At 68.7% G+C, this 2,456-nt stretch carries 2 protein-coding genes; one reads left to right on the top strand and one right to left on the bottom strand.

The window, feature by feature from the left end; translation table 11 throughout:
• Nucleotides 1–86: 86 nt before the first annotated feature.
• Entirely contained in the window at nucleotides 87–1,784 is a 1,698-nt protein-coding gene (locus VIR09_RS19895; RefSeq protein WP_332014425.1) for a dipeptide ABC transporter ATP-binding protein, read from the top strand.
• 42 nt (nucleotides 1,785–1,826) lie between these two features.
• Here VIR09_RS19895 and VIR09_RS19890 read toward each other — a convergent pair whose 3' ends face one another.
• On the bottom strand, nucleotides 1,827–2,372 hold the full coding sequence (locus tag VIR09_RS19890) for a MarR family winged helix-turn-helix transcriptional regulator (protein ID WP_332014424.1): 546 nt from the start codon (nucleotides 2,370–2,372) through the stop codon (nucleotides 1,827–1,829).
• Between the last annotated feature and the right edge of the window lie 84 nt (nucleotides 2,373–2,456).

Genomic DNA, 2,456 nt, shown 5'->3' with positions numbered 1-2,456 from the left:
CGCATGGCGCGCTTCGGCCTGTTCGGCCGCGCGCCGCGCACGGCGCTGGCCACCGATACGCGCCAGTCCCGCCCGGGAGATGCGCCATGAGCCAGGCTCCCTTGCTCGACGTGCACGGCCTGTACGTGGACATCGCCAGCGAAAGCGGCATGACGCATGCGGTCAAGCGCCTGCAGCTGGCGATCTCCAGGCGGCAGACCTTTGCGCTGGTCGGCGAATCCGGGTGCGGCAAGAGCATGACGGCGCTGGCGCTCCTGCGCCTGCTGCCGGACGCCGGACGCATCGTGGGCGGGCAGATCGACCTGGACGGGGAAGACCTCAACCGCCTGCCGGAAAGCGCCATGCGCGGCGTGCGCGGCGGGCGCATCGGCATCATCTTCCAGGAACCGTCCACCAGCCTGAATCCGGTCATGCGGGTGGGCGACCAGATCATCGAGACCCTGATCGCCCATACGCCCCTGCGCGGCGCTGCGGCGCGCGCGCGGGCCATGGATTGGCTGCGGCGGGTGGGCATCCCCGAACCCGAGCGGCGCATCGACGACTATCCCTTCCAGTTCTCGGGCGGGCAGAAGCAGCGCGTCATGATCGCCATTGCGCTGGCGGCCGAACCCGTGCTGCTCATCGCGGACGAACCCACCACGGCGCTGGACGTCACGGTGCAGGCGCAGGTGCTGGACCTGTTGGCCGACATCCAGCGGGAAATGGGCATGGCGGTGCTGCTGATCACCCACGATCTCGCGGTGGTGAAGAACGTGGCCCACCACGTGGCGCTGATGCGCGGCGGCGAGATCGTCGAAAGCGCCGACGCCGAGGAGTTCTTCCGCGCGCCCAAGCATCCCTATGCGCGGCAACTGTTCGAAGCGATCCCCACATTTGAAAAGCGCGGCACGCCGCTGACGGAAAGCGGTCGCGAGGCCATGGCGCGCGAAGCGACCCGGTCGGCTGCCGATGCCAAGCCGCGCGAAGCCGGGGTGGTGCTGGACGTGCAGGACCTGAAGGTCCACTACCCCGTGCGCAAGGGGCCGCTGCGCCGCATCGTGTCCTGGGTCAAGGCCGTGGACGGCGTGACCTTTACCCTGAAGGCGGGCGAAACGCTGGCCCTGCTGGGCGAGTCCGGCTGCGGCAAGACCACCACGGGCAAGGCGCTGCTGCGCCTGATCGATGGCGCGCGCGTGTCCGGCCGCGCGATGCTGCAGGGGCAGGACTTATTGTCCGCCGACCGGCGCACGCTGCAGCGCCTGAGGCAGGACATCCAGATCATCTTCCAGGACCCGTATGCCTCGCTCGACCCCCGCATGCGGGTGGGTGACATCCTGGACGAAGGATTGGCATCCCTGCGTGCCGGTATGGACAAGGAGGCGCGCCGCGCCCACGCCGCGCGGCTGATCGAGCGCGTGGGCCTGCCGGCCAATACCCTGGCGCGCTATCCGCACGAATTCTCTGGTGGTCAGCGCCAGCGGATCGCGATCGCGCGGGCGCTGGCGGTCGAACCGAAAGTGCTGATCTGCGATGAACCCACGTCGGCGCTGGACGTTTCCGTACAGGCGCAGATCCTGGACCTGCTGCGCGAGCTGCAGCACGAGCTCGGCATCGCCTACCTGTTCATCACGCACAATTTCGGCGTGGTCGAGTATCTGGCGGACCGCATTGCCGTCATGGATGCAGGTCGCATTATCGAATTGGGACCGGCCGACGCAGTGCTGCACCAGCCGCGCCAGGACATGACGCGCAGGCTGCTGGCGGCCGTGCCGCGCCTGCACTTCGGGCCGCCCGAGGCGGCTTGATCCGGTTGAAGCGGCGGCGGGGGCGGTGCCCCCGCCGCCTTTCTACCCGGCCTGATGCGCGCTGCCTGCTTCCAGCCAGGCCAGGGTGTCGCGCTTCACCCCGCGGCCACAGCGCGTCAGGAAGGCATGCACCGTTTCCAGTTCCGCGGTGTCATAGCCGCGCGCGGTCGTGGCGATGGCCTCGGCGATCCACTGCCGTTCCTGGACCAGCGCCTGGCATTGCTCCTCGACCGGCCGGATCACGATCATCCGACGGTCCAGCGGGTGGCGGCCGCGCTGGACGTAACCGGCGGCTTCCAGCCGGTTGATCAAGGCGGTCGCGCCGCCGGAGCTGATGCCCAGCAACTGGGCCAGATGTCCGGTGGGCAGGGCATCGAACTCCATGACCAGCTCCAGCGCCTTCAGGTCCGCCGGGGGCATTCCCAGCTTTTCCGCCAGGGCCGACTGGCATGCCGCGTTGTAGGCGGCGAACTGCCGGCCCAGCAGCAGGACGATCTCGTCCAGCATGCCGGACCGCCGGTTGCTTCCCGCTGATTCAGCCATGCCGGTCACATGCTCGTGGTGAAAGTAGGTCTGTTGTTGCAGCATGATGTGGATTCCTGGCGGTTGAGGTGGATCACTTCTTGCCCGACAGTCCGCCGAGCAGGCCGCCCAGCAGGCCGCCGTTGGCGG

The organism is Achromobacter sp. (assembly GCF_036567245.1).
Lineage (GTDB): Bacteria > Pseudomonadota > Gammaproteobacteria > Burkholderiales > Burkholderiaceae_B > Achromobacter.
Note: the sequence above shows the minus strand (reverse complement) of the source record. Positions and strands in the feature narration are given on the sequence as shown.

Coding starts and splice junctions, on each gene's coding strand:
- VIR09_RS19895 (WP_332014425.1), top strand. CDS start 87: ATGAGCCAGGCTCCCTTGCTCGACGTGCACGGCCTGTACGTGGACATC.
- VIR09_RS19890 (WP_332014424.1), bottom strand. CDS start 2,372: ATGCTGCAACAACAGACCTACTTTCACCACGAGCATGTGACCGGCATG.